The sequence below is a fragment of the Crocosphaera sp. Alani8 genome, from assembly GCF_038442745.1.
In the GTDB taxonomy this organism is placed as follows: Bacteria; Cyanobacteriota; Cyanobacteriia; order Cyanobacteriales; family Microcystaceae; genus Crocosphaera.
Genome location: NZ_JARVCN010000438.1, coordinates 1 through 2,356, shown reverse-complemented (window position 1 = coordinate 2,356; position 2,356 = coordinate 1). Strand labels below are relative to the sequence as shown.

At 42.1% G+C, this 2,356-nt stretch carries 2 protein-coding genes and 1 pseudogene; 1 reads left to right on the top strand and 2 read right to left on the bottom strand.

Features of this window, described 5'->3' with window-relative positions:
• Positions 1–53 precede the first annotated feature (53 nt).
• Positions 54–845 (top strand): annotated as a pseudogene (locus P9B04_RS21530) (tyrosine-type recombinase/integrase); the annotation flags it as partial.
• A gap of 603 nt (positions 846–1,448) precedes the next feature.
• Here P9B04_RS21530 and P9B04_RS21525 read toward each other — a convergent pair.
• The gene (locus P9B04_RS21525; protein ID WP_342057017.1) at positions 1,449–1,889 is read right to left on the bottom strand and encodes a hypothetical protein; all 441 of its coding nucleotides are present in this window, start codon (positions 1,887–1,889) and stop codon (positions 1,449–1,451) included.
• A 124-nt stretch (positions 1,890–2,013) separates the two neighbouring features.
• Positions 2,014–2,356, bottom strand: a 343-nt coding sequence (locus P9B04_RS21520; RefSeq protein WP_342057016.1) for a hypothetical protein, incomplete at its 5' end; no start/stop codon positions are given.

Here is a 2,356-nt window from a genome sequence, read left to right as displayed (position 1 = left end):
GTTTGGCCTAAGTTTTCGCAGCGAGTGACCCCTGGCTTTTTGAGAAGATACAGGAGATGCACCAATTGCTGGAGGAATTGCCCCAAAACAATTCGGTGTCTTCCTTGCGTAATCGGCTGTTAATTTCGGTTATGGTGTTGCAGGGATGCAGAACCGTCGAAATGCACCGTGTTAATGTTGGGGATATTGTTCAGGATGGTTCCAATGTTGGTCTTACGGTTTGGGCAAAAAGAAGTATTCGGGTGGTTCCCTTGACTCCCAATTTAGCCAAGTTACTACAGCAATACTTGGATGCACGGCGAAAAGCAGGAGAAATACTTGCCGACGATACTCCTCTCTTTATTTCAGTCGCCCACACCACTAGAGGGTTCCGTCTAAGCCGCCGCTCCATTCGTCGTGTTGTCGATAAATATCTCAGTGCGATCGGGTTGAAAGAGTTGCCCCCAACGCAGAGGAAAACCCCGAAACTTGGAGGGAAAAAAAGCAATGCTCAACAAATAGACCATCGTGAACAAAAAACTCCCCATAAGTCACAACGAAAGCTGAGTGCGCATTCTTTGAGACACACAGCAGGAACTTTAGCCTTGAGGGCAGGAGCTTGTTTGCGCCAGGTGCAGGACTTACTAGGACACGCTGATCCTCGGACTACTGTTGTTTACGCTCATATCGGCGATCGCTGGAGTCATAATCCCGCACTGCTGTTGTCAGTGAATAAGCCTAAATTCAGGGTTGACTTGATAAAAAGGCTGGAAAGACTGCAACAATCCTTGAAAAGAATAAATCCGCTTGAGTTGACTCTCAATGAGTCGGAAACTCTCAGCGTTTTGGAGGCAATTTGTGCTTAAAACTTCCCATCTTCAAGAGGGGAAGTTAACTTCGTACGGTGACCGTAGGAAGTTACCGTGGGATAGTGACTATCCCACGGTACTTCGTGACCAATTCATTAGTACGCCAAAAATATACTACAACTGAAAATCAGTTATATTTAATTTTATTTAACGATTTCAATAGGCTTAATACCCTGTTCCCATCGATGGGATGTCATACAATTGTAGTGTACTAGCTACATTATTGATGATGGTGATGTTATGTACCATCAACATCGCCGTGACTTGATATCAAAAAGTCCGAGCATAGTGAAAGCATTACAGGAACTGGATTTCAGCCAAAAAACACAAAAAGTGCTTGCATAGTGGAACGCAGGAAGTACGTTCGTCCATAGCACTAATGCCGAAGAAAAAAGCGATCACCCTCAAAACCTTGTGCAGAAAGTAATTCAGCCATTTTTCCCATTCTTAAGCGATCACCTGTTTTTTACAGGTTGCGAAAATTGACCCCCAACCGCTAAAACCTAGACTGTGTAAGGATTTTACAGGTTGGGAATAAATTTGTTAGCTTATAGGAGCAAACGGTATTTGATAGGATACAACGCCCCAATTCGGGGCTTTTTAGCTATTTATAACTTTCTGTGTGCAGTAAGCCTCTTTTTGTTTGAGTATCGTCAAGGAAACTTCAAAACTACCCGGTTCATCCTCAAGGGGAATTGATAAACGAGGATCAACACTAGCGACAATTTCAGACACTAGATTATATCCTTCGACAAGCGACAGAGATACATTTTGATCCTCTCTGAAATCAGATGATTTCACAAAGCCAACGCGCAACATATTATCAACCAAAGGAACAAAAATGACCGCACCTCTGCCGTATTTTGCGTAAAAATACTCATGAGCATTAGAAAGACTCTTAATGCCCTTAACTCCCATAGGAATGTATGTCACTTGATGGGGATTAATAATGGTTTCTGTTATAACATCATGGATGTTGTACCCCTGAACTTTCTTTTTGTCCAGTCTTTTCATTTCCTTTAGGAATCCTGACTTACCCATGTTTAGTTCTCCTTTTGTTTATTGATTTGAAAGTTTGTGAAGGCAGACGGCAGACGGCAGACGGCAGATGGCAGATGCCCTTATTTATTAGATAAGTAGGTGAAAGGAGGCATCTTAACCGTTATCATTCTGGGTTCATCCATCCTTTTACTACTGCTTTTCCTATGTTCACATACGGATTATCTAAGAATTCTTCGATCGCCGTTTCCCCACCACCCATCAAAGCTGCTACTGCTCTTTTCTTAAATCCCTTGCTGGTCTCATCATTAATGTAATCTATCTTTTCAGTTTCACTAGCAGTAGGATTGTCTTGTTCTAGTTGCTTAAGTAAATTTTGTATTTCTTGGGCGGCTTTAGCTAAGGTTGGTTGTTGTGCTTCATTAATGACTCCTCCTATTTTGGCATTTCCGCCAATCTCTCCTTGATTAACTCCAACACCAAAATTACCTTTTTGATCAATTTTCTCT

Excerpts from the sequence above, each read along its gene's own strand:
- P9B04_RS21525 (WP_342057017.1), bottom strand. The coding sequence starts at position 1,889 with ATGGGTAAGTCAGGATTCCTAAAGGAAATGAAAAGACTGGACAAAAAG.